Below are 26305 nucleotides of genomic sequence, written 5' to 3' on the forward strand. Positions count from 1 at the left end.
AAAGCCGGCAATGCAAACCCAATCGGTCATTACGTGTCCGGTCTGTCATCGCGCGTCAGCCGAAACCATGCCGACCGACGCCTGTCAGTTCTTCTACGATTGCAAGGGATGCGGGACCCGGCTCAAGCCGACGAGCGGCGATTGCTGCGTCTTCTGTTCGTACGGATCGGTCCCTTGTCCGCCGATCCAGCAGAACGGAAAGTGCTGCTGAGGCCGCCCCGCCGGCGGGCGGTCGCCCCTATATTTCCAATATTCTAGAAATACGGTTGACGGCGAGGGTGGATCGGCGCATCTTATGGTCATGAAGATCGACGACGCAGCAGCACGCTTGGAAGCTCTGGGTAACCGGACACGGCTTCAGATCTATCGGGCCCTGGTCCGCGCTGGACAGCCGGGCATGCCCGTCGGTCGCTTGCAGGACAAACTGAAGATCCCGGCATCGACGCTGTCTCACCACATCAAGTCTCTGGTTGCGGTCGGGCTGATAAGTCAGGTCCGCGAATCCACGACCCTGGTCTGCCACGCGAACTACGACGGGATGCGGGGCCTGGTGGATTTCCTGGTGTCGGAGTGCTGTGCCGACGAAACCGAATGCAAAGATACCAAAACGGCGGCCTGATTTTTTTGCCGAGTTATTCGATAATTCTAGAAAGATGAGAGTAGCGAAATGAGCGACGGAAAGACAGTTGCCATTATCGGGGCAGGACCGGTCGGCCTGGCTGCGGCCGCGCACGTGCTCGAGCGCGGCATGTCTCCCATTGTGCTCGAGGCCGGACCCGAAGCCGGACACGCCGTCCGCCAGTGGCAGCAGGTCCAGCTCTTCTCGCCGTGGGAGTACAATGTCGACAAGGCCGCCGCGCGCCTGCTTGCACCGACGGGATGGAATTCGCCGGACCCGCAATCCTATCCGACCGGCGGCGAACTGCTTGACCGATACCTGATGCCGCTCGCGACGCGAACGTCGCTACGCGATGTGATCCGGACCTCCAGCCGCGTCTCGGCCATCAGCCGCGTCGGCTTCGACAAGGCAAAGACCAAGGGGCGTGAGCAGGCGCCTTTCGAAATCCGCTATCAGAACGGCAAGGGGCCCGAGGTTCTGCGTGCAGATGCCGTGATCGATACCTCAGGCACATGGTTCTCCCCCAATCCGGCCGGCCGCAACGGTTTGCCGGCGATCGGTGAGTCCGAATGCGGCGACCGTATTGCTTACGGTATGCCGGATGTGCGGGGTGCCAGCCGTTCCAAATATGCCGGGAAGACTGTTGCGGTGCTCGGCGCGGGCCATTCAGCGGTGGGCACGCTGATCGATCTCGTACATCTCGCCGACGAAGTGCCGGGCGCGCAACCCGTCTGGCTGTTGCGCGGCGCCGATCCCGCGAAGGCTTTTGGCGGCGGCCGTAACGATAAACTCGCGGCGCGCGGCGAACTTGGCAGTGCCTTCGCCGCACTTGTTGCCTCCGGGAAGATCAAGGTCGAAACCGAATTCGGCGTCACGCACCTCTCGGACTCCGAAGGCCGCCTCAAGATCGCGGCAGGGTCCTGTTGCGGTGGGCGAAGCGTGGTCGTGGACGAACTGATCGTGTCGACAGGTTTCCGTCCCGACTTCTCGTTCCTGTCTGAACTGCGTTTGCGGCTCGATCCCGCCATCGAGGCACCGGTCGCTCTGGCGCCGCTGATCGATCCCAACGAGCATAGCTGCGGGACGGTGCGTCCACACGGCGCGCGCGAGCTCGCGCATGATGAAGCGGGCTTCTACATGGCTGGCATGAAGTCCTACGGCCGCGCTCCGACCTTCCTGATGATGACGGGTTATGAGCAGGTTCGCTCGATTGCGGCCGACATCGCTGGCGACGAGGAGGCGGCGGCGAGGGTGGAGCTGGTGCTGCCGGAGACCGGCGTCTGCACGCGTGGTGGTGTCGAGGCCGCCGGGACCGCATCGGGATGTTGCGGCGGCCCTGCGAAGGAAGAGTCGTCCGCCTGCTGCGCTGCCGACGAAACGGCCAAGAAGGCCGGCGCTGCGGGGTGCGGTTGTTCATGACGCAAGTTCCTGCGGGCCAAGCCCGAGGTCCGCTCGCCATCGTGCTCGCGCTCGGCACCGCGCAAACGGTTGCATGGGCGTCGAGCTATTATCTCCCGGCCATCCTGGCTGCGCCGATTGCGCGCGATCTCGGTCTCGCGCCGACTTACGTGTTCGGCGCGCTGTCGGGAGCGCTCGTCATCTCTGGCCTGCTCGGCCCGCGCGTGGGGCATGCCATCGATACGTTTGGCGGGCGCAGCCTGCTTGCCATTTCGAACCTCGTGTTTGTGGCAGGCCTGCTCCTGCTGTCCGTGGCCCATGGCGTGGCGGTGCTGATTGCGGCCTGGGCGTTGCTGGGGATCGGCATGGGCATGGGCCTCTATGAGGCGGCCTTCGCGACGCTTGCGCGCATCTACGGTACCAATGCGCGACGAACCATCACCGGCATCACGCTGATCGCCGGTTTCGCCAGCACGCTCGGCTGGCCCCTCACGACCTGGCTCGCGTCGGAGTACGGCTGGCGCGTCGCCTGTCAGGTATGGGCGGCGATCCATATCGCTGTTGCGTTGCCGCTCAATCTCTCGCTGCCGCGCGCCGTCCCATTGGACCAACAGGCTCGACCGGGGCCGGGTGCAATCCAGCAATCCGGACGCCAGAGCGAGACCTTCGCGATGGTGCTGCTGGCTTACATGTCCGCGGCAGCTAGCTTCGTCAGTTCGGGCATCTCGGCCATTCTGCCGACCATGCTGGTTGCGTTCGGCGCCACACCGGCTCAGGCCTTGCTCGCGGGCGCGCTGGTTGGGCCTGCACAAGTCGGCGCGCGTCTGCTGGAAGCAGGATGGCTCGCCCGGTTTCACCCGCTGCTCTCGGCGAGGCTGGCCATGCTCATGAATCCGATCGGCGTCGTTGCGCTGGTGATGGGCGGACCCTTGCTCGCGTCGACCTTCACGGTGCTGTACGGAGCGGGCAACGGCATCATCACCATTGCCCGTGGTACGCTTCCATTGGCGCTGTTTGGGCCGGCCGGGTTCGGCAAGCGGGTCGGCATGATCTCGCTGCCTTCTAGACTGACGGGTGCCGCCGCGCCGCTAGCACTGGGGCTGATGGTGGAGCACATCGGCAGCAGTGCGCTGTGGATCAGCGCGCTCGTCTCGGTCTCGGCCTTCTTCGCGCTCCTGTTGCTTCGCGCGGAGCGGGCAAACTCAACGCCGCTTCAGGTGGGAGAACAAAATTCGTAAGCTCGGCGGCCGGTCTCTGATTGCGGTGATGTGCATAGGGCAGGTCGGCAACCTGCTGCCGCATGTGACCTTGTCCGCAAATCTGGCGCAGCATTTGATGCCGGAGTGGGGCCTCTCCGCCGCCGAAGGCGGGTTGATGGCAAGCGGTTATGCATTCGGCTACATGCTCGCGGTGCCCGTGCTGACGACGTTGACCGACCGGATCGACGCGCGGATTGTCCTGCTCTGGGGCTCGATCGTCAGCGGGCTCGCGACTGCAGCGTTCGGAATCTTCGCGCAAGGATTCTGGTCGGCGACCGCGATCTGGTCCCTTGCAGGACTTGGTTTTGCCGGCGCCTACATGCCGGGCCTGAAGGCGCTGACGGACAGGCTTCCCGCCGGCGACACCTCGCGCGCCGTTACGCTGTACACCTCGAGCTTCTCGGTCGGCGTCGGCCTCTCGTTCCTGGTCGCCCAACTGATCGCCGACCGCTGGGGGGGGCGCACCGCCTTCCTTGTCACCGGCCTCGGTCCCGTCGCCATGGTCGTCGCGTGCCTTCTGATGCGGGAGCAGCGGCCCGCGCCGAAGGCGGGGCGTCTGCTCAACTTCGCACCCGTCTTCGAGAACCGCGAGGCGCTCGGATACATCTTCGGCTACGGCGCGCACTGCTTCGAGCTTTACGGCATCCGCACCTGGCTGGTCGGGTTCTGGACCTTCGTCGTTGCGCACCAGGGCGCGCCGTCTTGGTTGAGCCCCGTCGTGCTGAGCTTCTGCTTCGCGGTGATCTCGATGCCCGCAAGCATCCTCGGCAACGAGGCCGCGCTGAAATTCGGCCGCCATCGGGCGATCACGATCGTCATGATCGCATCGGCCTGCGTCGCACTTATCATCGGGCTCAACGCGACGGCGCCGGCATGGGTGCTCGCGCTGCTGCTGCTCGCCTATGGCCTGACCGTGCCCGCCGATTCAGGTGCGTTGACTGCCGGCATGTCTGCCGCCGCGACTTCCGAACATCGCGGCGCGACCCTGGCCTTGCATTCGACGGTCGGCTTCGGTCTGTCGGCGGTCGGAGCCTGGGGAACCGGCGCCGCGCTCGACGCCGCCGGTGGTCCGCAGAGCGCGACCGGCTGGCTGCTGGCGTTCGCCGTTCTTGCGGCCGGAATTGCGTTGGGTCCGTTCGCGCTGCTCTGGGCGCGGATTAGTCGAACACATCACGTCTGAGCGCTCTACTCGTGCCGCCATATCTCCATGGCTGAGATGACCAGGATCACAGCCAATCCCGGCAGAAGAATCGAATTCGGGACAATACCGAGAAGCAGGCCGCCGATGAATGTGCCGACGATCGATCCGATCGCCATTGCAAGCATGAACTGCCAGTTGGCGCGGAGCACTGAAAAATTCTGATCGCGACTATAGCGCGCGAATCCCACGAGCATCGTCGGAAGGCTTACCGCGAGTGAGAGGCTGCCTGCCAGCTTCACGTCCGCGCCGAACAGCAGGATCAGGGTGGGGATCAGGAACTCTCCACCGGCAACGCCGAGCAACGACGCCACGATGCCAATCACGAAGCCTGCCGCTACACCCGCGACAATCAGGTACACGCCAGTTAGCGCCGGGGCGGGTGCTGCCGCAGTGCTGTGTGCGAACAGAAGCACACCTGCGATCAGCAGCAACAAGACCGCTATGACCTTGTAGAGCGTTTCGGACTTGAGGCGCGTCGCCCAGGATGCCCCGGCATAGGCGCCAACAAGGCTGCCCGCCAGCAGGTTCAGGATGATCGGCCAATGCGCATGTATTTCGGCAAAGGGAACGGCGCGGGTACGAAATGGCAGCGCGCTGGCCACCACGATCAGGCTCGTCGCCTTGTTGAGGACCACGGCTTCAAGACCTCGAAACCTGAACAAGCTGATGAGTAGCGGCAGACGAAATTCGGCGCCCCCGAGGCCGATGAGGCCGCCCAAGGTACCGATGATTGCGCCCGAGCCGAACGCGGCGGAATTGTTTCGCATGGTCACGACGGAAAAAATGCGCTGGTGCGCGAAACTAGACTTGCCCGTAATCCGTCGTGGCGGGGAGCTTCACACCTGCTTACGGCAGGGCGTGGGGCTGAGGAACAGGCTAGTCTAGAATCTCGGGCGTTGCAAACTTACGTCCACTCGGCTTCGAGCGGCAGGAGACGATGACGATCCTTCGATCATGGCTCGCTTTGCTCCGACAAGAAAAAAACCGCGACGGATTGCTCCGCGCGGGTGTTACGAACTTTAGATGCTGCCGGTATGCCGGTCTTTTGCTCGACGTGCAAAAGGTTCCAAACCGTCGGTGCTATCCTCGCGACGTGCCTCCGATGACTTCTGCATTCCCCGACTTAAGCAGGTTGACAGTTCGGCCATCCGGGTTTTAATTCGCCGCTACGGGGATGTGCGATCTCCCCGTGAGGCGACATGCCCAAGTATCGCGTCCTTAATCACCAAGGGCGCAGCATGTCAGCATCATACATCCCCATTTCTTCCGGCAGATTATTTGGACTGATCGGCACGGCGAATACGCCGGCGCTTATCGATGCGCACATTGACGGGGACGTCTCAGCGGACCCCCGCCTGATACCCGGCGCCGGGCGACGCTCGCGCGACGTCCAGGATTGGGCCTCCCGCTTGATGGGCCGATGCGATCGATCTCGGGGCGTGATTAGCCGCAGCTGCTTCAAGACTTAGGAGCACATCAATGAGAAACACACTCTTCGCGTTCATCGGTCTCGGCGCCTGCCTCCTTGGCTCGGTCTCGACGGCTCAAGCGCAGAACATCGACTGGCAGAAGGTTGACGAGACGCTGGGCCGCAAGCCCGCCGTTTCGGACGACGTCCACCGTTACGGCTTTCCCCGCAGCGATCTCTCCGTGACGTTGGACGGGGTGACGATCAAGCCGGCGCTGGCGCTCGGCGGCTGGGTTGCGTTCAAGCCCGGGCATGGCGGCGCCATGGTCATGGGCGACCTCGTGCTGCTCGAAACCGAGATCAATCCCGTGATGGCGAAGATGATCGCGAACGGCCTCGAGATCACGGCCATCCACAATCATCTGCTGCGCGCGAGTCCGGCGACGTTCTACATGCATGTTGCCGGGCACGGGGACCCGGTCAAGCTCGCCGCTGCGATCCACGATGCACTTGCCGAAAGCAAGACTCCATTGACCGTCGCAGCGCCGGCGAGCCCGCCGCTGGCCGTGGACCTCGACACCGCGAAGCTCGACCAGATTATCGGCAGCAAGGGACAGGCCAACGGAGGCGTCTACCAATTCAACGTGAAGCGACGTGATCCGATCACGCAAGACGGCATGCCATTGACCCCCGTCGCTCCAATGGGCGTTGCGATCGGTATCAACTTCCAGCCGACCGGGGGCGGGAAGGCGGCCATCACGGGCGACTTCGTACTGACGGGCAACGAGGTCAACCCCGTCATTCTGGCGCTGCGCACGCACGGCATCGAGGTGACCGCGCTGCATAGCCACATGCTGGATGAGCAGCCGCGACTTTTCTTCATGCACTTCTGGGCGAACGACGACGCCGTCAAGCTCGCCGAAGGCTTGCGCGCGGCCTTGGACAAGACTGCCAGCACGAAGAGTTGAGCCAAAGATCGAGAGAAGGAGACTCCCGATGCGTTACGAAGCCAAGCCGATGCCGTTCGATCCGAAGTCGATCAGCGGCATCTCCGAAAAGGTTCTTATCAGCCACTACGAGAACAACTACGGCGGGGCCGTGAAGCGGCTCAACGCGATTGGCGCGCAACTCGCAGAGCTCGATTTCGCCAAGGCGCCGAACTTTCTCATCAACGGCCTGAAGCGCGAGGAGTTGATCGCAACGAACTCGATGATCCTGCACGAGATCTACTTCGACGGTCTTGGTGGAGCCGAGAGGCCGAGCGGCGCTCTCGCCGATGCGATTGCGCGCGACTTTGGCAGCATCGAGCGCTGGCGTACGGAATTCGCAGCCATGGGCAAAGCGGAAGGCGGCGGCTCGGGGTGGGTGATCCTTGCCTATTTACCCCGTGACGGGCGGCTCATCAACCAATGGGCCGCAGATCATACGACAACGCTCGCCGGCGGTCGGCCGGTGCTGGTGCTCGACATGTATGAGCACGCCTATCACATGGATTTCGGCGCTGCCGCCGCCCGCTATGTCGACGTCTACATGGAGGCCATTCGCTGGGAGAACGCCGCCAAATTGTACGATCGATACGCCGGGGAATCCTGAAAGAGGCGGGAGGGGGGGTAGGACGCCGAGGTATTGCCAAACGAGTGATCGACTGCGGACCCGCGACCTCCCCATCAGATGGATATCCATCCAAGTGCTCGCCTGCATTGTTCTTGGGGAGACGACCCATGGATGGACCTGTCTTAGCTCTCTTCGCATTTGCCGCGCTCGCTGGCGGCTTCGTCAGCGGCTTTTCCGGATTCGCCATGGGCCTCGTGGTGTCGGGCGTATGGCTGCACATCATCACGCCGATGCAGACCGCTACCTTGATCGCAGGCTACGGGTTGCTCACGCAGGGCTACGGCATCTTCAAGCTGCGACGTCTCCTCGACCTTCGGAAGGCTTGGCCGCTCGCGCTCGGAACTGTCATCGGCATCCCGATCGGCGTCAGCATTCTCGCTTACCTGAACCCCAGCTACCTCCGATTTGGTGTGGGGGTCCTGCTGGTGCTCTACGCAATCTACGGCCTGACGAAGCCCGTATTCGCTCCGGTAAAGATCGGAGTCGGAGCCGATACCGCCATTGGCGTCTCCAACGGCTTGCTTGGCGGCCTGACTGGGCTCGGCGGCGTGATCTCGACGATTTCCTGCCAATGGCGCGGCTGGCCCAAGGACGTGCAGCGCGCGGTGTTTCAGCCAGTGCTGTTCGTGGCGTTCGTTGTCATCTCGAGCTCTCAGGCCGTAGCCGGTACCATTACGAAGGAAACGCTGATGCTATACGCATTGGGCGTTCCCTTCATGGTCGCGGGCCTTTGGTCCGGCTTCAAACTTTTCGGCAAGATCAACGATGAGACCTTTCGCAGGACCGTGCTGGCGCTTCTGCTGCTCGCGGGATTGTCGCTGATCGCATCGGTGCTGTCGTTCGGACTGCGTTGATATCAGCCGAATCCCCGGCGGCTTACCACCTCGGACTATTCTCCGCGGACGAGAAAATCGCCGGAAAGAGGCCTATCGCCGCCTCGCTGCCTTTGGTGTCCCGGTGACGGATTTAAGCAGGCGCAGGTCGCTCGACGCCTCCGCGAGCAGCCAGTCACGAAATGTCGCAATCTTCGGAAGTGACGCGGTCGCCTTGGGGCAGACGATCCAATAGCTCTTCGACAATGGCACCGACTCCGGGAAGGGCAGCGCCAGCCGTCCATTGATCAGGTCCCAGGCCCCCAATGTCGTGCGGGCCAGGGCGATGCCCTGGCCGTTGATTGCGGCATCGATGACCATGCTGGCGCGATTGAGCACCGGACCATGCGTGACATCGGCGTCGTCAATGCCGACGCCACGTAGCCAATTTGCCCAGTCGGATCTGCTGTCGAGGTGGATCAGGGGAAATCTCAGGATATCCGCGACCCCGCCGATGCGGCGGCGTCCCGACAGCAGCTTGGGACTGCATACGGCGAAGAGCCGTTCCGTGCAGAGCCTTGTGGCATCGAGGCCCGGCCAGTTTCCATCGCCATGGCGGACCGCAAGATCGACCTCCTCACGCGCAAAATCGACGTGATGCATCGTTGCCGAGACGCGGAGATCGATTCCCGAATGCGCTTCCGCGAAATGGCCGAGGCGATGCACCAGCCATTTGGCGGCAAAATCCGGGGACGTGCTGACTGTGAGCACGCCTGTATTCTGTCGCTGCAACAGGCGCTCCGTGCCGGTGGCAATTCGATCCAGCGCATCGCGTATCACCGCGAGATAGTCGCGGCCCGCTTCCGTGATGATCAGGCGCTGGCGCTCGCGGCTGAACAGCTTGATGGCGAGCTCCGTTTCCAACGCCTTGACCTGATGGCTCACTGCACCTTGCGTGACGCACAGCTCTTCGGCGGCCCGCGTGAAGCTCTCGTGGCGGGCTGCGGCTTCGAAGGCCTTTAGTGCGTTCAGCGGTGGCAAACGCGGGCGCATCGCGAGTCCGGGTAGATCATGAGAAAATCTAGGGCAGGCCTGAGAAAGGATGCTTTGCGGCCTTCGCCCTAGTGGCCTTATGCAGGCGGCAACGACGCGAAATCATGCGATCCGGAGCCAACAAATGTCAATGTCTTTTGCCGATCGGGGCTTTTTGGCGAGAGTTCGGGGCAGCACGACGGTCGTGGGTCATAAGCAAAATTCATGGCTGACGATGATCGACAGATGGCTCGCCGGCAGCGAGCGGGCGCACCAGCGCGCTGATCTCCGCGCGATTGCCGACGACCCTCATCTCCTTGCCGATCTCGGGCTCACCCGGGAACAGGCCTTGGAGCAAGCGAACAAGCCGTTCTGGCGCTGATCGAGCTCAGCGGCCGCAAGTCAACCGGGAGAAGAAAACATGTCCGAGACCATCGTTTACGGCTTTCCCCGCAGCACGTTCGTCAACATCGTGCGGCTCGTGCTCACCCACAAGGACGTGGCCTACCGCTTCGAGGACCTCGAGCCCGTGATGGGCAGGAGCGAGCATCTCGCGCTCCATCCGTTCAACCGCGTTCCGATCTTCCGGCACGGCGACTTCACCGTCTACGAGACGCGCGCCATCGTCGGCTACATCGACGAGGTGTTCGCGGGAGCACGGCTGACGCCGCAGAACCCGCACGCGCGGGCTCGCATGAATCAATGGATCGGTGTCGTCGATTCCTACGTCTATCCCTACATGATCCACCATGTGACCCACGAGCGGCTGGTGTTTCCCGAGCTGGGGATTGCATCCGACGAGAAGGTGGTGGCGCACGCACTGCCCAAGGTCGAGAACGCACTCGTGGCCATCGAGCGCGAGCTCGCCGTTGGTCGGGACTACCTCATCGGTCCAGAACTCTCGATCGCGGATTTCTACCTTTTGCCAAGCACCTTTGCGTTCAGCCTGACGGAGGAAGGCAAGGCCATGTACCCGAAATATCCGGCCTTCTGTCGATGGCGGGAGCGCATGGAGAGCCTGCCGACGACGCAGAAGCTGCGCGCGATCCTGCCGCCGCGCGCGCCCATTGCGCATGCCCGCGAGTGGGCGCACTCGCACCGCCCGAGATATTGAGCTAGGCTTGGACTGACACTGGGGGCAGGGACTTTCCGCCAGGTACCCGACGCAGTGGATTGCGTTTTCAAGCGGCGGGGGACGACGGTGATCCTTCGATCACGGCAACCTGTGCTACGACATGAAAAAAACGCGGCGGATTGCTCCGCCGCGGGTGTTACGAACTTTCGATGTTGCCATCATGCCAGTGTTTTGCCCGACGTGTCAAAGGCGGCCAAAATGGTCTCGCCGCTGAGGTCGCGCTGCTGCTGATCGGTCGTTCAGATTAGCTAACAGTTTCAACACCCCCGCTACTGTGCATGGGGTTGTTTTTCAGTTTTTGTATTGCGGCTCGCCGAAACGGCCGCGCTCAGCGCCGTCCGCGCGGCGCTTCGGCCTTGGCGGGCGGCTCGGTCTGCGGCGCGCAGGTCGCAGCCTGAAGCGAGTTTTGCGCCTGCTGCATCAGGCCAGGCTCGGCGGCGAGCGCCTTCATCACGATCAGGCCGGTGGTAGCAGGGGAGTCGATGATGAGGCGGTCGGCCGCGGTGATCTCTTCGTCCTCGGGCAGCTCGTTATGCTGCGGCTCGGTCATGAGGTCGAGCTCGATCACCTTCTTGCCGGCGGAACGGTCGTTGATGGCGTAATAGGCGATCTCGTTGCGGGTGTAGAACGACACCGAGGTGTAGGCCTGGCTCACCGGCACCGTGAGCTTGAGCGGCCCGCCCGTGAGGTCGTAGCGGCAGATCGCGATCGCGAAGGCCGGGTCCATGAACGGCATCGGCGAATTGTTGGGATCGGCGAGGGGAAGCTGCGTCACGGCGTTGAGCTTGGTCATCGGCGTCAGCCGCGAATAGGCGTCCTGTGTCGCGATCCGCGGCAGCGCCAGCACGCTGACGAGATGGACCACGAGGCCCAGCACCACGCCCGCGACGATGGTGAACATCAGGCGGATCATGAGCAGCCCACCGTCTTGATCGTGGGCATCGGCGCATCGCGCTGGGTGCGCGTCGCGACCCCGACCGGCGTGTCGTAGAGGCGCAGCATCAGCGCGTAGCGCTCGATGCCGCCGGTCGGCAGCCAGTTGCCGGCGCGCGAGCGCGAGGCGATGCGGATCTCGAACGTCCCGTCGGACTGCCGCACGATCTCCTGGCTGGTGAAGCCATAGCGCTGCAGCGAATTGGCGACGAGGTGGCCCTTGCGGTCGTACAGCGTCAGCGTCCAGAACCGCGCCGGCGGCGTCACGCCGGAGACGATGACGTCGCAGCGGCCGTCGAGCGCCTTCTTCTTCTCGTCGGCGGTCGCGGTGAAGGCGACGCCGTCACCGGTGCCGATCGGCAGCTCGCCATTGCGCACGATGGTGGCGCGCGAATAGGGATCGACGTCGGCGGTGCCGGTGCGCGGGCGGGCGGTCCACGGGCCGATGGTCAGCGCGCCGATCTCGGTGCCGCGCGTCGTCGTCATCCAGGTCGCGCCGACGCCGACCACGCTCGCGAGCAGAAGGGCCGTCAATGTGATCAGGATCAGCCGCACGGGTTTCGATCAGTTCTTGCGCGGGACGGATGCATTCGCATTCTCTTCCGCATAGTTCTGCGGGAAGGCGAGCGCGCTCGTCGACGACGCCGGCTTGGCCAGCTTGTCGTCGTCGGCAGCCGCCTTGGTCGCGGTCCTGGCGGCGTCATCGAGCAGCTTCTCGACGCGCACCAGGACGTCGGCGCCGCGCTTGGTCAGCACGGGCGGCGGGCCGGGCTTGGTCTCCAGCACCTTCGGCGCCGCATTGGCCTGCGCTGCCGTCGGCTGCGGCGGCAGCTTCTGGCCCATGCCGATGCCGGGGATTTCCCGGACCTCGACGCCCTGATGCGCGGTGACCATGATGTCGTGCCAGGTCTGCGCCGGCAGCGAGCCGCCGGTCATGCGGTTGGTCGGCGAATAGTCGTCATTGCCGTACCACACCGCGCAGGTGAAATTGCCGGTGTAGCCGACGAACCAGGCGTCGCGATACGCATTGGTCGTGCCGGTCTTGCCGGCGGTCGGAATGCCGTCGAGCGCGGCGCGGCGCGCGGTGCCTTCGCTGACGACGTGGCTCATCATGCCGGCCATGTCGGCGGCAACGGAGGCCGGGATCGCCTGCCGCGGCTTCGGACCGTCGCGGTCCCAGCGCCAGACCGGATCACCGGCACCGGTGCGCACTTCCAGCACCGAATGCGGCGTCACCGCCTTGCCGCGGTTGGGGAAGGTGGCGTAGGCGACGGCGTGCTCGATCACGGTGACTTCGTCCGAGCCGATCGGCAGCGACGGCGTGTCGGGCAGCGGCGCCTTGAGGCCGAAGCGGCGGGCGACCTCGACGATCTTGGCGCGGCCGAGCTTGGCCGGGTTCGGCGCCTTCGGCTGTTCCTTCTGGCCGATCGCGATCGACAGCTTGACCGGCACGACGTTGATCGAGCGCGTGATCGCCTGCGTCAGCGTCACCGAGCCGGAATAGGAATGGCCATAGTTCTGCGGACACCAATTGCCGATGCAGACCGGACCGTCGACCACGATCGAGTTTGGCGTGAAGCCGTTGAGGAGCGCGGTGGTGTAGACGTAAGGCTTGAACGACGAGCCGGGCTGGCGGTAGGCGTCGGTGGCGCGGTTGAACTGGCTGGCACCATAGTCGCGGCCGCCGACCATGGCGCGGATGCCGCCGTCGAGATCGGAGACGACGGTCGCGGCCTGCGTCGCGTGATAATCGCGGCCGAACTGGCGCAGCTGGTTCTCGATGGCGTCTTCCGCGGCCTTCTGCACGTTGGTGTCGATCGCGAGGCGCACCACGAAGACGCGCTCGGTATACGACTTCGGGAAGGTGTCGACCAGCTTGCGCATCTCGTCGAAGGCGTAGTCGAGATAGTAGTTCGGCGAGGCCTCGTCGCGGCGATCGACCGCGAAGGCCGGGTTGCGGCGGGCGCCGAACACCTGGCCCTCGGTCATGAAGCCGGCGTCGACGAGGTTGTCGAGCACGACGTTGGCGCGGGCACGCGCCGCGGGCAGGTTGATGTGGGGTGCGTATTTGGTCGGCGCCTTGAACAGGCCGGCGAGCATCGCGGCTTCCGCAAGCGTCACGTCACGCGCGGATTTGTTGAAGTAGAAATGGGCCGCGCCGTCGACGCCGAAGGTGCCTCCGCCCATATAGGCGCGGTCGAGATACAGCTTGAGAATCTCGTTCTTGGTCAGGCGCCATTCCAGCCAGACCGCGAGGAAGGCCTCGTTGACCTTGCGCTCGATGGTGCGCTCGTTGCTCAAAAACAGATTCTTGGCGAGCTGCTGGGTGATCGAGGAGCCGCCCTGGCGGACGCCGCCGGCCTGGGCGTTGGTGACGAGCGCGCGCGCGGTGCCGGCGATGTCGATGCCGAAATGCTCGTAGAAGCGGCGGTCTTCGGTGGCGAGCGTCGCCTTGATCAGCACGTCCGGAAAGTCTTCCAGCGGGATCGAGTCGTTGTGCTTGATGCCGCGGCTGCCGATCGGGTTGCCGTAGCGGTCGAGGAAGGACACCGCCAGGTCGGACTTCTTCAGCCAGTCCTCGTCCGCGGTCTCGCGGAAGGCGGGGATGGCGAGGGTAAGCATCACGACCAGGCCGCCGAGGCCCAGCGTCGCGGCCTCCGACAGCGGCTCGATGAACACCCAGCGCTTCCACCGCCCGACATAGAAGCGGTCCATGAAGGTCGAGTAGCGCTCGTAGAGCTCGCGGATACCCTTGGCGGAGGAGAACAGCGAGGAATCGATGCGCGCGTCGAGGTCCAGAAAGAAATTCCGGATGCGGCTCTTCCAGTTGGATGGTGTGTTCTGGACCACCTAGAACCCTTGAGGCTCGGTTCGACAGCGTTCAGGCACCCGGCCGGGGCGGCACCGAGACGTCTTGAGGGAATGTTACGGCAAACCCAAGGCGCCGGTTTCGCGTCCGAGGGGACTTGCTGTTCCTTCTAGCCGAGCAGGGCCCATAAACCAATGGTCAGGCTCGCGATTTTGAACAACAGGCCTAATTGACCCCGGTTCATTACGGGCCTCAATTGGGCGTTGCTTGCAGTGTCCCGGCCGCACGCCGTAGATGAACGAGCCGTAGCTCTTTCGAACCCTTGTTGAGGCGCATGACCGCAGCTCCCAAACGACCTTCAGGCCAGGAAGGATTCTTCTGGAAAACCAAGACGTTGGAAGAGCTGTCGACGGCCGAATGGGAGAGCCTGTGCGATGGCTGCGGCCGCTGCTGCCTGAACAAGCTCGAGGACGAGGATACCGGCGACATCTACTTCACCCATGTCGGCTGCAAGCTGCTCGATGCCGGGACCTGCGGCTGCAAGGACTATCCGAATCGGTCCGCCAAGGTTCCCGACTGCGTCCGCCTGACCCCGGCCAATGTCCGCACCCTGAACTGGCTGCCGCCAAGCTGCGGCTACAAGCTGGTCGCCGAGGGGCGCGACCTCTATTGGTGGCATCCGCTGGTCTCGGGCGATCCCAACACCGTTCATGAAGCCGGCGTCTCCGTCCGCGGCCGGGTCGAGGGCAGCGAGGAGGAGATCCCGGACGAGGAGCTCGAGGACCACATCGTGCAATGGCCGGCGCAGCTGCCGAAACGGGCACGCCTGAAGCGACGTCCGAAGGACTGACCCGCCTGCGACGTCGGATCACGTCATCGCGATGACCCCGCGGCGGGATGCACCCATGCGCCGCGGTGCCTGCCTGAGAAGAACTTTCCTCTCTACATTGCCTGCATAGAACGAATCCTTCGCGGTGTTGCGCCGCCTCACGGCTTCCGATCGAGATGAACAAGTTCGACCGGCAGAGCAGTTCTGCCGACATTCAGGCGTTGCCTGACGACATTGCCGAAGAGCTGTCCCGCCTTCCCAGCGAGGTCTTGAGCGTCGACGACGCGCCCTCGCTCGCGCCGCCGGCGCCGTTGTCGCAGGACGAGGTCCGGACCATCGTGATCAGCCTGATGCTGACGATGTTCCTGGCTGCGCTCGACCAGACCATCGTCGCGACCGCGCTGCCGACCATCGGGCGCCAGTTTCACGACGTCTCCAATCTCTCCTGGGTCATCACCGCCTATCTGCTCGCCTCGACCGCGGTCGCACCGGTGTTCGGGACGCTGAGCGATATCTACGGCCGCCGCGTGATGATCATCATTTCGCTCAGCCTGTTCGTCGCCGGCTCCGTGCTGTGCGCGATCGCGCCGAGCATGCCGATGCTGATTCTGGCGCGCGGTCTTCAGGGCCTCGGCGGCGGCGGCATCATGCCGGTCGTGCAGACCGTGATCTCCGACATCGTCTCCCCGCGCGAGCGCGGCCAGTACCAGGCCTATTTCTCCAGCGTCTGGATGGTCGGCGGCATTTTGGGCCCGGTCATCGGCGGCGTGTTCGCCGAGCATCTGCACTGGTCGATGATCTTCTGGATCAATCTGCCGCTCGCGGCCGCCGCCATCGCGATGCTGCTGCCGAAGATGAAGAAGATCCCGGTGTTCCACCGCAAGCGCAAGGTCGACTGGCTCGGCGGCGTGCTGCTGATGGCCTCTGCGGTCGTCTTCATGCTGGTGCTGACCTGGGGCGGCACGCGCTATCCCTGGCTCTCGCCGACCGTGCTTGCGATGGTGGGCGGCGCCGTCGCGCTCGCGGTCACCTTCGTGTGGCACGCACGGCGGGCCGACGAGCCGTTCCTGCCGTTGAAGCTATTGACGGGTTCGGTGGCGCCTTTCGCCATGACAGCCGGTGGCTGCGGGCTCGGTGCGATCACGGGCCTCACCGTGCAGCTGCCGCTCTATTACGAGTCGGTCTACCATCTCAGCGCCAGCGAGGCGGGGCTCGCATTGATTCCGCTCGCGGCGGTCTCGACCTGCGGCGCGGCGATTGCCGGCCGCACCATGGCGCGCGCAAAACACTACAAGCGCGTTGCCATCATCGGCACGTCCTGGGCCGCGCTGTGCGGCCTCGCCCTCACGGTCACCACCTTGCCGCTGTGGGGCTTGCTGATGCTGATGGCCGCGTTTGCGCTCGGCCTCGGCACGACCTTCCCGGTCTGCGTGGTCTCGCTGCAGAATTCGGTCGCGCGCCCGCAAGTCGGCACCATCACCGGCGCGATGAACTTCTTCCGCTCGCTGATGTCCTCGTTCACGGTCGCGGCGTTCGCGGCGATCCTGCTGATCGCGCTCGGCGCCGACGTTCCGCTGGCCGGTGAGCATCATGCCGTGGGCAACATCCCCGCGATTCCCGCCGAGGATATGAGGCACGCGTTCCGCTACGTCTTCGGTGCCGCCACCGCGCTAATGACCACCGCCTCGCTCTGCCTGATCATGATGGAGGAGCGGCCGCTCGCCGGCCCCTCCGTCACCCAGCAGGTGGAGATGGCGGAGTAGGGGTTAGCCGCCGCGATCGGGATCGTCGTCGGCATCACCTGCGCTCGTCTTTCGCGCCTTCGCCGCAAGCTGTTCCTTGAGCCGCGCGAGTGCTTCGGCGGACCAATCATTGACATCTGTCACCGCGACCCAGGCATCGACGTAATGCTCGGGCGCGTAGACGTGGCCAAAGCCCATCGGCGTCGCGGTCGCGACCGCCATGTCGAGGGCGAGCTGCAGCATCGTCACGACAGGATACCATCGCAGCTGCGGCGACACGTCCGGCCCGCGCGGCGCATTCATCCAGTCCGGCGCCCGATAGGCGTCGCGGTAGGCGAAGAAGGTGATCGCGTCGCTGGCATATTGCAGATAGACGACGCGCATCGGCCCCCAGGGCGTATCCGGCGGCACCGTCGGTCCATTCTGGTTCATGAAGCGGACGAGGCGGCCGTCGCGGAATTCCGGCAGCCAGGCCGGCGATCCCGGATTGCGGTTCGCGGTGACCGAGCGCCAGATGCGGCTCTCGAATGGCGCCCCGCTCCACAGCGCGCCGGCGATGGGATCCCCGATCGTCTCGAACAGCTCCGCGGATTTCTCCGAGTTCATGGCGCCGAGGCTCAGACCGTGCAGATACAGCTTCGGCCGCTTGTCCTTCGGCAGCGTCGTCCAGTAGCCGTAGATTTCCGCGAACAGCGCGCGCGACGCTTCCGCGCCGTATTCGGGCTGAAACAGCAGCGACAGCGGGCTGTTGAGATAGGAATACTGCATCGCGACGCTCGCGACGTCGCCATGGTGGAGATATTCGACCGTATCCATCGCGGCCGGATCGATCCAGCCCGTGCCGGTCGGCGTGATGACGATCAGGATTTTGCGGTCGAAGCCGTGCTGGCGCTTGAGCTCCTCGAGCGCGAGCCTGGCGCGCGCTTGCGCGGTGTCGCGGCTGCCGAGCCCCACATAGACGCGCACGGGATTCTGCGCGGTCCCTCCCGCAACGGCGCTGATCTCGGCTGCGGTCGGGCCTGAGGCAATGAACCGGCGCCCCATGCGCCCGAGCTCGGTCCACTTCACCAATGATGCCGGGCTTCCCGTCCGACCGGGATCTGTCGGCTGCGGCCGCTCGGGCTCGAACAGAACATCGAGTTCGCGGAAGGAGGAGTCGAGTGCGTTGAACGCCGTGCGGATCAGGACATTGCTGGCGATCGACCAGAACAGCAGGGCTGCAACGAGCAGGCCGACCACGTTCGCGACCTTCCGCGGAACGAGGCGTCGTATGCGCGCGGCGAGAAAGCGGGTGACAAGCGCGAACAGCCGCCCCAGCGCCAACAGCACGACGAACGTGATCAGGGCGATGGCGCAGACCTTGAGCGGATGCGCGGTCTCCAGCGGCGCCATCTTCATCACGGTGCGGATCGAGTTCTGCCATTCGGCGGTGCGCGCGAGGGCGAGGATGACGACGAGCAGGCAGCCGACTGCGACAAGCGCATTCGCAACTGATCTTGCGCGCGCCGAAGGCTCGGGCAGTTCGAGATAGTGCCACAGCCGGCGCCACAGGATTCCGGCGAAATAGCCGATCGCAAAGCAACCGCCGGCGAGGGCGCCTTGCGTGAGATAGCTGCGCGGGATCAGCGTCGGCGTCAGCGCGGCCGCGAAGAACAGCGCGCCCAGCATGAGGCCGACGCCGGACAGCGACAGCAATTGTCGCCGAATGAGCTGCGCTGGATTCATGAAACCACCTCGCGAGCGACGCTATCCTCTGGTCGGGTCCGAAAAGCTGCTCTTTCGCGGCAACAGGATCGTGAACTCGGTGAACGCGCCGGGCTCCGTCGTGACGTCGATCGTGCCGCCGTGCTGCTTCACGATGATGTCGTGGCTCATCGACAGCCCGAGACCGGTACCTTCGCCGGCCGGCTTGGTCGTGAAGAACGGATTGAACATCTTCGCCTTCACGTCTTCCGGAATGCCGGTGCCGTTGTCGCGGATGCGGATCTCGACGCTGTCGCCGCGGTCGCGGGTCGCGGCGATCACCACCGGCACGTAACCGGCGCCGCTGCCCATCTGGCGCCGGGTCACCGCATAGAAGCCGTTCGAGATCAGGTTCAAGAGCACCCGGGATATCTCCTGCGGAAACACCTCGGCCGAACCCGCCGCCGGGTCGAGCTCGCTCTTCATCGTCACGTCGAAGAGCGGCTTCTCGGCACGCGCGCCGTGATAGGCGAGGTTGAGGCTCTCCTCGACCAGCGCGTTGATGTCGCTCAGCCGATGCTCGCCGCCGCCCTCGCGCGAATGCAGCAGCATGTTCTTGACGATGGAATCGGCGCGCCTTCCGTGCTGCACGACCTTTCCAAGATTGTCCCTCAGCAGCCCCGTCAGCTCGTCGACCTCCGCGCGCAGATCGTCGGCGAGCGGGACGGGTGCAAGGACCTCGTTCAGCTCGTCGGTCAGCTCGGCCGAGAGCGAGGCGAAATTGTTGACGAAGTTGAGCGGGTTCTTGATCTCGTGCGCGATGCCGGCGGTGAGCTGGCCGAGCGAGGCCAGCTTTTCGGTCTGGACCAGACGGTCTTGCGCCGCGCGCAAATCGTCGAGCGATCTGGCGAGCTCCCGCGTGCGATCCTGCACCTCGTTGAACAGGCGGGTGTTCTCGACCGCGATCACGGCCTGGTCGGCAAAGGTCTTGAGCAGGCTGATCGCCTTGTCCGGGAAAGGCCCGGCCTCGGGGCGCGTCACGCCGATGGTTCCGATTGCAATCCCGTCGCGCAGCATCGGAATCACGAGGATGCTGCGATAGCCGCGCGTCCGCGCCAGCTCCCGCATCGCCTCCGTGAGGTCGGGCTCGTTCTGCATGTCGCTGCGGAAGGCGTATTCACCACTCGTCGCCACCCGGCTGTGAATGCCCGATGCCGCAAGCGGCGCCGGGAACGAGCTACGCAGCTCCGCGTTGCCGGCCTCGTTGTCAGTGGTGAAGGCGGCCAGATGCAGCATGCCGTTGATGACGCGGGTGACGGTGGAGGAATGTCCGCCGACCAGCGCCTTGGCACTGTCGGAGATGGCCTGGAACACCGGCGTGACGTCGGCCGGCGAGGCCGCGATCACCTTGAGGATGTCGGCGGTCGCGGTCTGCCGTTCCAGTGCTTCCCGGGTCGCGTTGAACAGGCTGACATTCTTGACCGCGATCACCGCCTGGTCGGCGAAGGTCTGCAGCAGCCGCACATGATGCTCGGCGAATGCGCCGGTGGTCCGCCGCGTGGCGATGATGACGCCTTTGGCCTCGCCCTCGCTCATCAGCGGCGTGAACAGCATGCTGCGAAAGCCGCGGGCGCGCGCGATGTCGCGTGCCGCCGGCTCGAGCTCGGTATCCGGCAGCTGCGCCGATTCTCCATGGGCCGTGAGCTGGTACGCCGGGAACTGCGCGAACGGCACCGGGAACGAGGCCTGGAGCACGCGGTCGCCGGCCGGATCGCCCGGCGTGAGGGCCACGAGGTGCGCGGCGCCGTCGACATAGCGCAGCACCGCGGTGGAGAAGCCGCCGATCAGCCGGTTGGCGTTGGCGGCGACGGCGTCGAACACCGGCTGCACGTCGGAGGGCGAACTCGCCAGCACTTTCAGAATGTCGGCGGTCGCGGTCTGCCGTTCCAGTGATTCCCGCGTCTCGTTGAACAGGCGCGCGTTCTCGATCGCGATCGCGGCCTGGTCGGCAAAGCTCTGTTGCAGCGCCATCTCGTCATCGGTGAAGGGCGCGAGGCGGTCGCGGTAGACGATCAACGCGCCGATCGCCTTGCCTTCAAGCCGCAGCGGCGAGCCGGACATCGAACGCGTGCCGGCGGCGCGAGCGTGAGGCATGCCGGGCCAGTCGGCGATGGCCGGATCGACATTGTCGAGATCGGGAACATGAACCTGCCGGTTCTCGGCCACGATGGTGCCGGGCATGTTGCGGCCGCCGATCTTGAGCTGGGCGAGCGGCACGCCGGCGCCGACGCGCATGGAGCTGTCGCCGACCCGGATCACCCTGGACCACCCGTCGCCTTCGGCAATGTGAATGGTGGCGCTCGGCGCGCCGAACAGATGCATGGTCGCTTCCGCGATCTGTTGCAGCGAGCCCTCCGCATCGCCCGAGGAGTTAGCGATGGTGCGCAGGATCTCCATGCTGGCGTTCTGGCGGTCGCGCGCAATGGCAAGCTCGGCTTGCAGGCGGGCATTCTCGGCCGCTTGGGATCGCAATTGCCGTTCGAGCTCGGCGGCCTTGTCCTGGGGAGGCGCGGTCATTGATAATCCGGCTAAGCGCCGCGACGTACGCGGTACCAAGCCCGATTATCACATCTCCTGCGGCCGGAGCCAGCGCCCACAGCCTTGTGGCCGCCTCAAGTCCCTGGCCGCGACACCTCGGTCTCCTTGCTGGTGATGAACTCCAGCAGCACCGGCACGCCTTCCTTCGTCTTCTGGATGCCGCGCTTGATCGCGGGGATGATGTCCTCCGGCCTCGTCACCCGCTCGCCATGACCGCCAAAGGCGCGCGCCATCGCGGCATAGTCGCCGGAAATGTCGGTCGAGCGATATTTCTCGGTCGAGATCGGCATCACCTTCAACTCGATCGCCATCGAGAAATTGTTGAGCAGGATCGACATGATCGGGATGCGCTCGCGCACCGCGGTCTCGAAATCCATGCCGGTGAAACCGATGGCGGCGTCGCCCCAGACATTGATGCAGAGCTTGTCGGGCTTTGCGAGTTTTGCGCCCATCGCGAGCCCAAGGCCGTAGCCGAGCTGCGTCGTCTTGCCCCAGCCGAGATAGGTGAGGGGCTCGACCGCCTTCCAGAACGGCGAGAGCTGGTCGCGCGGACTGCCGGCATCATGGGTGATGATGGTGTTCTTGATGTCGACGGTGTGCTGGAGGTCCCAGAGCACGCGATAGGGGCTGAGCGGCGCGTCATTGCTGGTGAGTTTTGGCATCCATTTCGCCAGCCACTCCTTGTGCGAAGCGGCGATCTCGGCCGCGACCGCTGATGCGTCGCGATCCTTCGTGACGGTCTTGCCGATCTCCTCCAGCAGCGCATCGAGCACGAGGCCGGCATCGCCGACGAGGCCAACCTTGGCTTCCACATCCTTGTTGAGATGGTTCGGATCGAGCGTGGAGTGGATGACGGTCTTGCCCTTCGGCATCGCGATGCCAAAGCTGGTCTCGGTGAAGGAACAGCCGATGCCGAAGATGACGTCGGCCTCAGCGAGGAATTTTGGAACAGCGCGCGGCACCGCGAGGCCGCCCGAGCCGAGCGACAGCGGATGCGTTTCCGGGAACGATGATTTGCCCCCTAAACTGGTGGTGACGGGAATGGCGAGCCGCTCGGCGAGCCGCTTCAATTGCGGCCAGGCCTGCGCGTAGTGCACGCCCTGGCCGGCATAGATCACGGGGCGCTTCGCGTTGACGAGCAGGGCTGCCGCCTCCTTCACATGAACAGGATCGGCGCCGTAGCGCGTGCGCAGCACCGGCGTGTAGTTCAGCGGCTCCGGCACCTCCTCGTTCCACATGTCGGCAGGGATCTCGACGATGACGGGACCGCCGCGTCCATTCTTCAGTTTCGTAAATGCGCGGCGGAAGATGTTGGTGACCTCCGCAGCCAGGATGATCGGCTCGGACGATTTCGAAAACGGCTTCATCGCCTCGCTGGAATTGAAGTTCGGCTCGATATGCGCAAGCCTGCGCTGATAGCCCATCGGCAGCACCAGCACGGGCACGGATTCGCCATAGCATTGCGCAACGCCGCCCATCGCGTTCTCGGCGCCCGGCCCGTGCTGCATGCAGAACGCGCCGATCGAACGCCCCGACGTCACCCGCGAGATCGCATCCGCCATGTGCACCCCGACGCGCTCCTGCCGCACCATCACCGGCCGGATCTCGGCCTTGGCCGCGTGCTCGATCAGATGGTTGACCGGATAGCCGCAGAGGATCTCGATCCCCTCGCGCTTCATGATTTCCGCAATGGCGGTGCCGAGCTTCATGGCGTCTCTCTCCTCAGGCTTGGCCGGTTGCTCCGACCGATTGGGGAGAGAGGATCAGGAATTTGCAGGAGGGTAAAGCACGGGCGGGCGACGGTCGCGGTAGGTCAGCCATGCAGCGAGCTGCCGTAGCCCGGACGGAGCGACTTGTCCGCCGTAGCTCGAAGAGCGAGGGCGGAAGCGCAATCCGGGCTACAAACGTCCTACTTGCAGTTTTTGCAGATCGTCAGCTTTCGTTTCAACGCCTCATCTTCCTGATCGACCGACGACTGGCCGGTCGTATCCGGATTGGACTTGGAGCCCTTTGCTGCGCGTGACCTCACAGGCGGCGTCACCTGGCTTGAGGCGTCATTGTCGTCGACGGTGCCTACGCTGAAGCCATCGTAGTCGGCGGCCGGATTAGGCATCGGCGGAGGCCCGCCGATCACAGGGGGCGAAGCCTCCCTGCCGGATGTCGCCGGCGGAATTCTGGAAGTTTTGGCGCTCGCGCGCGGCGGCGATGCATTGGGCGGAGCAAGCGAAACCGGCGGCGCGACCGAAGTCTGTCCTCTCGCGCTGTCGTACGACCATGCGCCGACAAACATGAGGCTGAGAGCCAAGACCGTCACGCTTCTCATCCGCATCCTTCAAATCGCTCTGGTCCAATGATTGAGCATGGCCCGTCGAACCACGCCGGGCCGAAGACTATCAGGACTCAAAAGGCCGTCAAAGCGCGGGAGCGCGAGGATGTGGTTGCTTGAAGGACGTTGCGTAGCGTCCGGGACACGATTTTGAGTGCGCTACGGGCCACGCACCGCTATTGCGATCGCAGCGAGGTAATCCAGAATTCCTCCGCGGGAGGACTCTGGATTGCTTCGCTGCGCTCGCAATGACGAGATCGGGGAGGGAGCATGCGCCGACGGCCGCGCCGGGGTCGGCGCGCGCAGGGACGTCGCCTCAGGCCAGGGCGGCCGTTACGAGGCGGCTTTTACTTCAGCGACGAACTGATCGAGTTGAACTTGTTGTTGAGGAGCTGGCTGCCCGTGTTGTTCACGACGGTCACGATCGCCAGCGCAATGCCGGCGGCAATCAGGCCGTATTCGATGGCGGTTGCGCCAGTCTCATCGGCAAGGAAAGACCTAAGCAAAGTCATTGCCAACTCCTCTTCATCCGATCCAATGTGTGGCAGCGTCGTTTTCGGACTGGTAAATAGTTCGAATAGATTTTTCTGCGCGACGGAAGAATGAAGCCCGGGCGGCCGCGCCTCCGTCACATACGATGGCATCCATTAAATTAAGGTTCCATCGATCCATCCAAATGGATTCAAATCGACCGCCCCCCGCAAGGACACGCGGACGCCGGTGCGCCTGTCAGGGCGTGATGGTCGGGCCCGGTGCGGCGGGGAGGCGGCGCTTCAGCACGGTCGCGAGACGGCCGACGAAGTCCTTCATCGTGCCCGGCTGCGGCCGCGGCGTCGTGCTCGCCGCCTGCTCGTGATCAGGCGCGTCGTTCACGATGCTGATGTAGTTCTTTCTGACGTCCTGCTGCACGGGGGCACGCGAACCTTGGCTCGATCGGAGCCGGAACCATGCTGCGCATAAGGGGAACCAACGGTTAATTTTGTCGCCCGTAGGAATACCCTGTCGTGCTGGACACGAGGGCGCCGATTAACGGTTTGTTGAGTCTGTTCGTCACGGTCGGCACGGATGCCTGCCAGGAATGACAACCAAGGCGCTCATCGGCTGCGGCCGTCCGCATTCAGCGCCCGCAACATCGCGATGCGGGCGAACATCACCCAGCCGCCGCCTGTCTCGGCTGCGTTGATCAAGGTCTCGATGGCGGTCTGCCAGTGCACCTCGTGCTGTGCGTCCTCAGGCAGCTGCATGATGTAGTCCGCCGCGTCTTGCAGCGCCAGCAGCTTGCGCTTGTGGCTTACGCGAACGGGATCGTCGAACGCCGTCGACCAGGGCATGTCAGGCCGGCCGATCGGCGAGGGGAGACATCACGGCGCGATTGCAGACGCGGATTGCGTCTAACCGGCCTTCTTCGCCCGCGCCGGCGCGCGCACCGGCTTGTCGGCCTTCTTGGGCGGCGCTTCCTTGGCTGCTGCAGTCTTGCCACCCTTGCCGGTGATCGGCAGCAGCATCTCGCGCTGGCCCTCGACGCGCTTCTTCGGCTTCTTGCCCTTGACGGTCTCCCTGACGGGCTCCTTGGCGGCCTTGGCCGCGGGCGCCATGTCCTTCTCGCTGGCGATGCTCTTCTTCAGCGCGTCCATCAGGTTGATGACGTTGCCGCCGGTCTTCGGCGCGGCCTTCGCCGCGATCGGTGCGCCGCTGCGCTTCTTGTTGATGAGGTCGATCAGCGCCGTCTCGTAGTGGTCCTCGAACAGCTCGGGCTCGAACGCGCCGGATTTCTTTTCGACGATGTGCTTGGCAAGGTCGAGCATGTCCCTGGTCAGCTTCACGTCCTGGATGTCGTCGAAATATTCCTTCTCGCTGCGGACCTCGTAGGGATAGCGCAGCAGCGTGCCCATCAGGCCGCTCTCGAGCGGCTCCAGCGCGATGATGTGCTCGCGGTTGGTCAGCACGACGCGGCCGATCGCGACCTTGTCCATGCTGCGGATGGTCTCGCGGATCACCGCGAAGGCGTCGTGGCCGACCTTGCCGTCAGGCACGAGATAATAGGGACGGATCAAATAGCGGCTGTCGATATCGGTCTTCGGCACGAACTCGTCGATCTCGATCGTGTGCGTGGAGTCCAGCGCGATGTCGTCGAGCTCGTCCTTGGTGACCTCGATATAGGTGTCGGTGTCGACCTTGTAGCCCTTGACGATGTCCTCGGAGGTCACCTCGTCGCCGGTCTCGGCGTCGACCTTGAGATACTTGATCCGGTGGCCGGTCTTGCGGTTGATCTGGTTGAACGAGACCTTCTCGGTATCCGAAGTGGCCGGATACAGCGCGACCGGGCAGGTCACGAGCGACAGACGCAGAAAACCCTTCCAATTGGCGCGGGGGGCCATGGGCTACTCCAAACGCAACGGGGACAGAGGACGAGGATACCATCGGGGAACAGCGAATCATAGCAAGGCGAATTGCGGAATCTTGCAACTGCGTTAACCGGCCGCCCGGCGCGCGGTTGCAGCCCGATGCAGCGGCAAAAACCGGAACATCATATCCAATCACGCGTTGGCTCAAGACATCAGGCCGCGAGGGGGTTGCGACCACCGCAGCCGACATCCAGAGATTGAGGGCGTTATGGCAACCACGCGAGAGCACGATCAGATCGTCGAAACCGCCACCGAGGCGCGTCAGGGCGAACCGGGGCCGTCAGTGGCGGCGCTGCTTACCATCTCGACCGGGCTCGCGATCCTGATCCTTGCCGTCATCTGGTTCGTGTTCTTCCGGACCTGACGGCCGATCGACGGGACGGTTCTGACCTTCCGACTCGCCGCGTAACGCGGCACATTGCGCCCGCCACGCCCGCCGGCTCGTCCGGTGGCTGCCTGGCGGGCGCCGTCGCGTCGGCGCTTGAGAAGCTCTATATGACCA

Annotated in this window: 25 protein-coding genes and 1 pseudogene; 13 read left to right on the top strand and 13 right to left on the bottom strand. The window is 64.4% G+C overall.

All coding sequences use genetic code 11. The features are described from left to right. The first annotated feature begins 10 nt into the window (after positions 1 to 10). The 5 genes from ABIB99_RS02590 to ABIB99_RS02610 all read left to right on the top strand — a co-directional run bounded on the left by ABIB99_RS02590 (position 11) and on the right by ABIB99_RS02610 (position 4456). The gene (locus ABIB99_RS02590; protein WP_354174789.1) at positions 11 to 211 is read left to right on the top strand and encodes a GDCCVxC domain-containing (seleno)protein; all 201 of its coding nucleotides are present in this window, start codon (positions 11 to 13) and stop codon (positions 209 to 211) included. A gap of 90 nt (positions 212 to 301) precedes the next feature. Next, on the top strand, positions 302 to 619 hold the full coding sequence (locus tag ABIB99_RS02595) for an ArsR/SmtB family transcription factor (RefSeq protein WP_063986549.1): 318 nt from the start codon (positions 302 to 304) through the stop codon (positions 617 to 619). A 48-nt stretch (positions 620 to 667) separates the two neighbouring features. Further along, positions 668 to 2038 carry an NAD(P)-binding domain-containing protein gene (locus tag ABIB99_RS02600; protein ID WP_354174790.1) on the top strand — a complete coding sequence of 457 codons (1371 nt, stop codon included), beginning with the start codon at positions 668 to 670 and terminating at the stop codon, positions 2036 to 2038. Then, positions 2035 to 3255 (top strand): MFS transporter, encoded by a 1221-nt coding sequence (locus ABIB99_RS02605; protein ID WP_354174905.1) that lies wholly within the window; start codon positions 2035 to 2037, stop codon positions 3253 to 3255. Before ABIB99_RS02600 ends, ABIB99_RS02605 begins: the two co-directional genes overlap by 4 nt. Before the next feature lie 28 nt (positions 3256 to 3283). Next, on the top strand, positions 3284 to 4456 hold the full coding sequence (locus tag ABIB99_RS02610; RefSeq protein ID WP_354174791.1) for an MFS transporter: 1173 nt from the start codon (positions 3284 to 3286) through the stop codon (positions 4454 to 4456). Positions 4457 to 4461: 5 nt separating this feature from the next. Here ABIB99_RS02610 and ABIB99_RS02615 read toward each other — a convergent pair whose 3' ends face one another. Continuing rightward, entirely contained in the window at positions 4462 to 5244 is a 783-nt protein-coding gene (locus ABIB99_RS02615) for a sulfite exporter TauE/SafE family protein (RefSeq protein WP_354174906.1), read from the bottom strand. Between the two features lie 712 nt (positions 5245 to 5956). Here ABIB99_RS02615 and ABIB99_RS02620 point away from each other — a divergent pair. The 3 genes from ABIB99_RS02620 (at position 5957) to ABIB99_RS02630 (ending at position 8353) form a co-directional block, all read left to right on the top strand. After that, on the top strand, positions 5957 to 6853 hold the full coding sequence (locus tag ABIB99_RS02620) for a DUF1259 domain-containing protein (protein WP_354174792.1): 897 nt from the start codon (positions 5957 to 5959) through the stop codon (positions 6851 to 6853). A 28-nt stretch (positions 6854 to 6881) separates the two neighbouring features. Continuing rightward, on the top strand, positions 6882 to 7478 hold the full coding sequence (locus ABIB99_RS02625; protein WP_354174793.1) for a superoxide dismutase: 597 nt from the start codon (positions 6882 to 6884) through the stop codon (positions 7476 to 7478). Between the two features lie 128 nt (positions 7479 to 7606). After that, the gene (locus ABIB99_RS02630; RefSeq protein ID WP_354174794.1) at positions 7607 to 8353 is read left to right on the top strand and encodes a sulfite exporter TauE/SafE family protein; all 747 of its coding nucleotides are present in this window, start codon (positions 7607 to 7609) and stop codon (positions 8351 to 8353) included. Between the two features lie 72 nt (positions 8354 to 8425). Here the strand turns inward: ABIB99_RS02630 and ABIB99_RS02635 are convergent, their stop codons facing one another. Then, on the bottom strand, positions 8426 to 9364 hold the full coding sequence (locus ABIB99_RS02635; RefSeq protein WP_354174795.1) for a transcriptional regulator GcvA: 939 nt from the start codon (positions 9362 to 9364) through the stop codon (positions 8426 to 8428). A gap of 130 nt (positions 9365 to 9494) precedes the next feature. Between ABIB99_RS02635 and ABIB99_RS02640 the strand changes: the two genes are divergently transcribed. After that, positions 9495 to 9725: a DUF1127 domain-containing protein gene (locus ABIB99_RS02640; RefSeq protein ID WP_354174796.1), complete on the top strand. Its 231-nt coding sequence runs from the start codon at positions 9495 to 9497 to the stop codon at positions 9723 to 9725. 39 nt (positions 9726 to 9764) lie between these two features. Continuing rightward, positions 9765 to 10457, top strand: a complete 693-nt coding sequence (locus tag ABIB99_RS02645; protein ID WP_354174797.1) for a glutathione S-transferase family protein — start codon at positions 9765 to 9767, stop codon at positions 10455 to 10457. A gap of 349 nt (positions 10458 to 10806) precedes the next feature. On the opposite strand, the gene ABIB99_RS02650 is transcribed toward ABIB99_RS02645, so the two are convergent. Genes ABIB99_RS02650 through ABIB99_RS02660 form a run of 3 tightly spaced genes read right to left on the bottom strand, consistent with a single transcriptional unit; the run spans position 10807 to position 14261 of the window. Further along, positions 10807 to 11391: a DUF1254 domain-containing protein gene (locus ABIB99_RS02650; RefSeq protein WP_166351371.1), complete on the bottom strand. Its 585-nt coding sequence runs from the start codon at positions 11389 to 11391 to the stop codon at positions 10807 to 10809. Next, positions 11388 to 11966 (bottom strand): DUF1214 domain-containing protein, encoded by a 579-nt coding sequence (locus tag ABIB99_RS02655; protein ID WP_063984558.1) that lies wholly within the window; start codon positions 11964 to 11966, stop codon positions 11388 to 11390. The genes ABIB99_RS02650 and ABIB99_RS02655 overlap by 4 nt, the downstream gene beginning before the upstream one ends. 9 nt (positions 11967 to 11975) lie before the next feature. Beyond that, positions 11976 to 14261 carry a transglycosylase domain-containing protein gene (locus ABIB99_RS02660; protein ID WP_071915626.1) on the bottom strand — a complete coding sequence of 762 codons (2286 nt, stop codon included), beginning with the start codon at positions 14259 to 14261 and terminating at the stop codon, positions 11976 to 11978. A 293-nt stretch (positions 14262 to 14554) separates the two neighbouring features. On the opposite strand from ABIB99_RS02660, the gene ABIB99_RS02665 reads away from it, so the two are divergent. Continuing rightward, positions 14555 to 15070 (top strand): YcgN family cysteine cluster protein, encoded by a 516-nt coding sequence (locus ABIB99_RS02665; RefSeq protein WP_014496718.1) that lies wholly within the window; start codon positions 14555 to 14557, stop codon positions 15068 to 15070. Between the two features lie 155 nt (positions 15071 to 15225). Beyond that, positions 15226 to 16812 (top strand): MDR family MFS transporter, encoded by a 1587-nt coding sequence (locus tag ABIB99_RS02670; protein WP_354174798.1) that lies wholly within the window; start codon positions 15226 to 15228, stop codon positions 16810 to 16812. A 3-nt stretch (positions 16813 to 16815) separates the two neighbouring features. Here ABIB99_RS02670 and ABIB99_RS02675 read toward each other — a convergent pair whose 3' ends face one another. The 8 genes and pseudogenes from ABIB99_RS02675 to ku all read right to left on the bottom strand — a co-directional run bounded on the left by ABIB99_RS02675 (position 16816) and on the right by ku (position 25776). Then, positions 16816 to 18516, bottom strand: a complete 1701-nt coding sequence (locus tag ABIB99_RS02675) for an alpha/beta hydrolase (protein WP_354174799.1) — start codon at positions 18514 to 18516, stop codon at positions 16816 to 16818. A gap of 21 nt (positions 18517 to 18537) precedes the next feature. Continuing rightward, positions 18538 to 21051, bottom strand: a complete 2514-nt coding sequence (locus ABIB99_RS02680) for a GAF domain-containing protein (protein WP_354174800.1) — start codon at positions 21049 to 21051, stop codon at positions 18538 to 18540. Between the two features lie 95 nt (positions 21052 to 21146). Continuing rightward, positions 21147 to 22790 (bottom strand): annotated as a pseudogene (locus ABIB99_RS02685) (thiamine pyrophosphate-requiring protein); the annotation flags it as partial. A gap of 191 nt (positions 22791 to 22981) precedes the next feature. Continuing rightward, positions 22982 to 23395 carry a hypothetical protein gene (locus tag ABIB99_RS02690; RefSeq protein ID WP_354174801.1) on the bottom strand — a complete coding sequence of 138 codons (414 nt, stop codon included), beginning with the start codon at positions 23393 to 23395 and terminating at the stop codon, positions 22982 to 22984. A gap of 350 nt (positions 23396 to 23745) precedes the next feature. After that, positions 23746 to 23910, bottom strand: coding sequence for a Flp family type IVb pilin (locus ABIB99_RS02695; protein WP_014496710.1), 165 nt, complete (start codon positions 23908 to 23910; stop codon positions 23746 to 23748). Positions 23911 to 24127: 217 nt separating this feature from the next. After that, on the bottom strand, positions 24128 to 24307 hold the full coding sequence (locus ABIB99_RS02700; RefSeq protein WP_354174802.1) for a hypothetical protein: 180 nt from the start codon (positions 24305 to 24307) through the stop codon (positions 24128 to 24130). Between the two features lie 185 nt (positions 24308 to 24492). After that, positions 24493 to 24729 carry a hypothetical protein gene (locus ABIB99_RS02705; protein ID WP_354174803.1) on the bottom strand — a complete coding sequence of 79 codons (237 nt, stop codon included), beginning with the start codon at positions 24727 to 24729 and terminating at the stop codon, positions 24493 to 24495. A 60-nt stretch (positions 24730 to 24789) separates the two neighbouring features. Beyond that, positions 24790 to 25776 carry a non-homologous end joining protein Ku gene (gene ku / locus ABIB99_RS02710; protein WP_085402737.1) on the bottom strand — a complete coding sequence of 329 codons (987 nt, stop codon included), beginning with the start codon at positions 25774 to 25776 and terminating at the stop codon, positions 24790 to 24792. 235 nt (positions 25777 to 26011) lie between these two features. Here ku and ABIB99_RS02715 point away from each other — a divergent pair, with 235 nt between their 5' ends. Next, positions 26012 to 26167 carry a hypothetical protein gene (locus ABIB99_RS02715; RefSeq protein WP_223153641.1) on the top strand — a complete coding sequence of 52 codons (156 nt, stop codon included), beginning with the start codon at positions 26012 to 26014 and terminating at the stop codon, positions 26165 to 26167. Positions 26168 to 26305: the final 138 nt, after the last annotated feature.

Origin of the sequence: Bradyrhizobium sp. LA6.1 (genome assembly GCF_040547805.1) — a bacterium.
Taxonomy (GTDB): Bacteria; Pseudomonadota; Alphaproteobacteria; order Rhizobiales; family Xanthobacteraceae; genus Bradyrhizobium; species Bradyrhizobium barranii.

Coding starts and splice junctions, on each gene's coding strand:
- ABIB99_RS02615 (WP_354174906.1), bottom strand. CDS start 5,244: ATGCGAAACAATTCCGCCGCGTTCGGCTCGGGCGCAATCATCGGTACC.
- ABIB99_RS02595 (WP_063986549.1), top strand. CDS start 302: ATGAAGATCGACGACGCAGCAGCACGCTTGGAAGCTCTGGGTAACCGG.
- ABIB99_RS02605 (WP_354174905.1), top strand. CDS start 2,035: ATGACGCAAGTTCCTGCGGGCCAAGCCCGAGGTCCGCTCGCCATCGTG.
- ABIB99_RS02705 (WP_354174803.1), bottom strand. CDS start 24,729: ATGCCCTGGTCGACGGCGTTCGACGATCCCGTTCGCGTAAGCCACAAG.
- ABIB99_RS02620 (WP_354174792.1), top strand. CDS start 5,957: ATGAGAAACACACTCTTCGCGTTCATCGGTCTCGGCGCCTGCCTCCTT.
- ABIB99_RS02590 (WP_354174789.1), top strand. CDS start 11: ATGCAAACCCAATCGGTCATTACGTGTCCGGTCTGTCATCGCGCGTCA.
- ABIB99_RS02670 (WP_354174798.1), top strand. CDS start 15,226: ATGAACAAGTTCGACCGGCAGAGCAGTTCTGCCGACATTCAGGCGTTG.
- ABIB99_RS02650 (WP_166351371.1), bottom strand. CDS start 11,391: ATGATCCGCCTGATGTTCACCATCGTCGCGGGCGTGGTGCTGGGCCTC.
- ABIB99_RS02610 (WP_354174791.1), top strand. CDS start 3,284: ATGTGCATAGGGCAGGTCGGCAACCTGCTGCCGCATGTGACCTTGTCC.
- ABIB99_RS02675 (WP_354174799.1), bottom strand. CDS start 18,516: ATGAATCCAGCGCAGCTCATTCGGCGACAATTGCTGTCGCTGTCCGGC.
- ABIB99_RS02680 (WP_354174800.1), bottom strand. CDS start 21,051: ATGACCGCGCCTCCCCAGGACAAGGCCGCCGAGCTCGAACGGCAATTG.
- ABIB99_RS02635 (WP_354174795.1), bottom strand. CDS start 9,364: ATGCGCCCGCGTTTGCCACCGCTGAACGCACTAAAGGCCTTCGAAGCC.
- ku (WP_085402737.1), bottom strand. CDS start 25,776: ATGGCCCCCCGCGCCAATTGGAAGGGTTTTCTGCGTCTGTCGCTCGTG.
- ABIB99_RS02715 (WP_223153641.1), top strand. CDS start 26,012: ATGGCAACCACGCGAGAGCACGATCAGATCGTCGAAACCGCCACCGAG.
- ABIB99_RS02600 (WP_354174790.1), top strand. CDS start 668: ATGAGCGACGGAAAGACAGTTGCCATTATCGGGGCAGGACCGGTCGGC.
- ABIB99_RS02625 (WP_354174793.1), top strand. CDS start 6,882: ATGCGTTACGAAGCCAAGCCGATGCCGTTCGATCCGAAGTCGATCAGC.
- ABIB99_RS02695 (WP_014496710.1), bottom strand. CDS start 23,910: ATGACTTTGCTTAGGTCTTTCCTTGCCGATGAGACTGGCGCAACCGCC.
- ABIB99_RS02665 (WP_014496718.1), top strand. CDS start 14,555: ATGACCGCAGCTCCCAAACGACCTTCAGGCCAGGAAGGATTCTTCTGG.
- ABIB99_RS02630 (WP_354174794.1), top strand. CDS start 7,607: ATGGATGGACCTGTCTTAGCTCTCTTCGCATTTGCCGCGCTCGCTGGC.
- ABIB99_RS02640 (WP_354174796.1), top strand. CDS start 9,495: ATGTCTTTTGCCGATCGGGGCTTTTTGGCGAGAGTTCGGGGCAGCACG.
- ABIB99_RS02645 (WP_354174797.1), top strand. CDS start 9,765: ATGTCCGAGACCATCGTTTACGGCTTTCCCCGCAGCACGTTCGTCAAC.
- ABIB99_RS02690 (WP_354174801.1), bottom strand. CDS start 23,395: ATGAGAAGCGTGACGGTCTTGGCTCTCAGCCTCATGTTTGTCGGCGCA.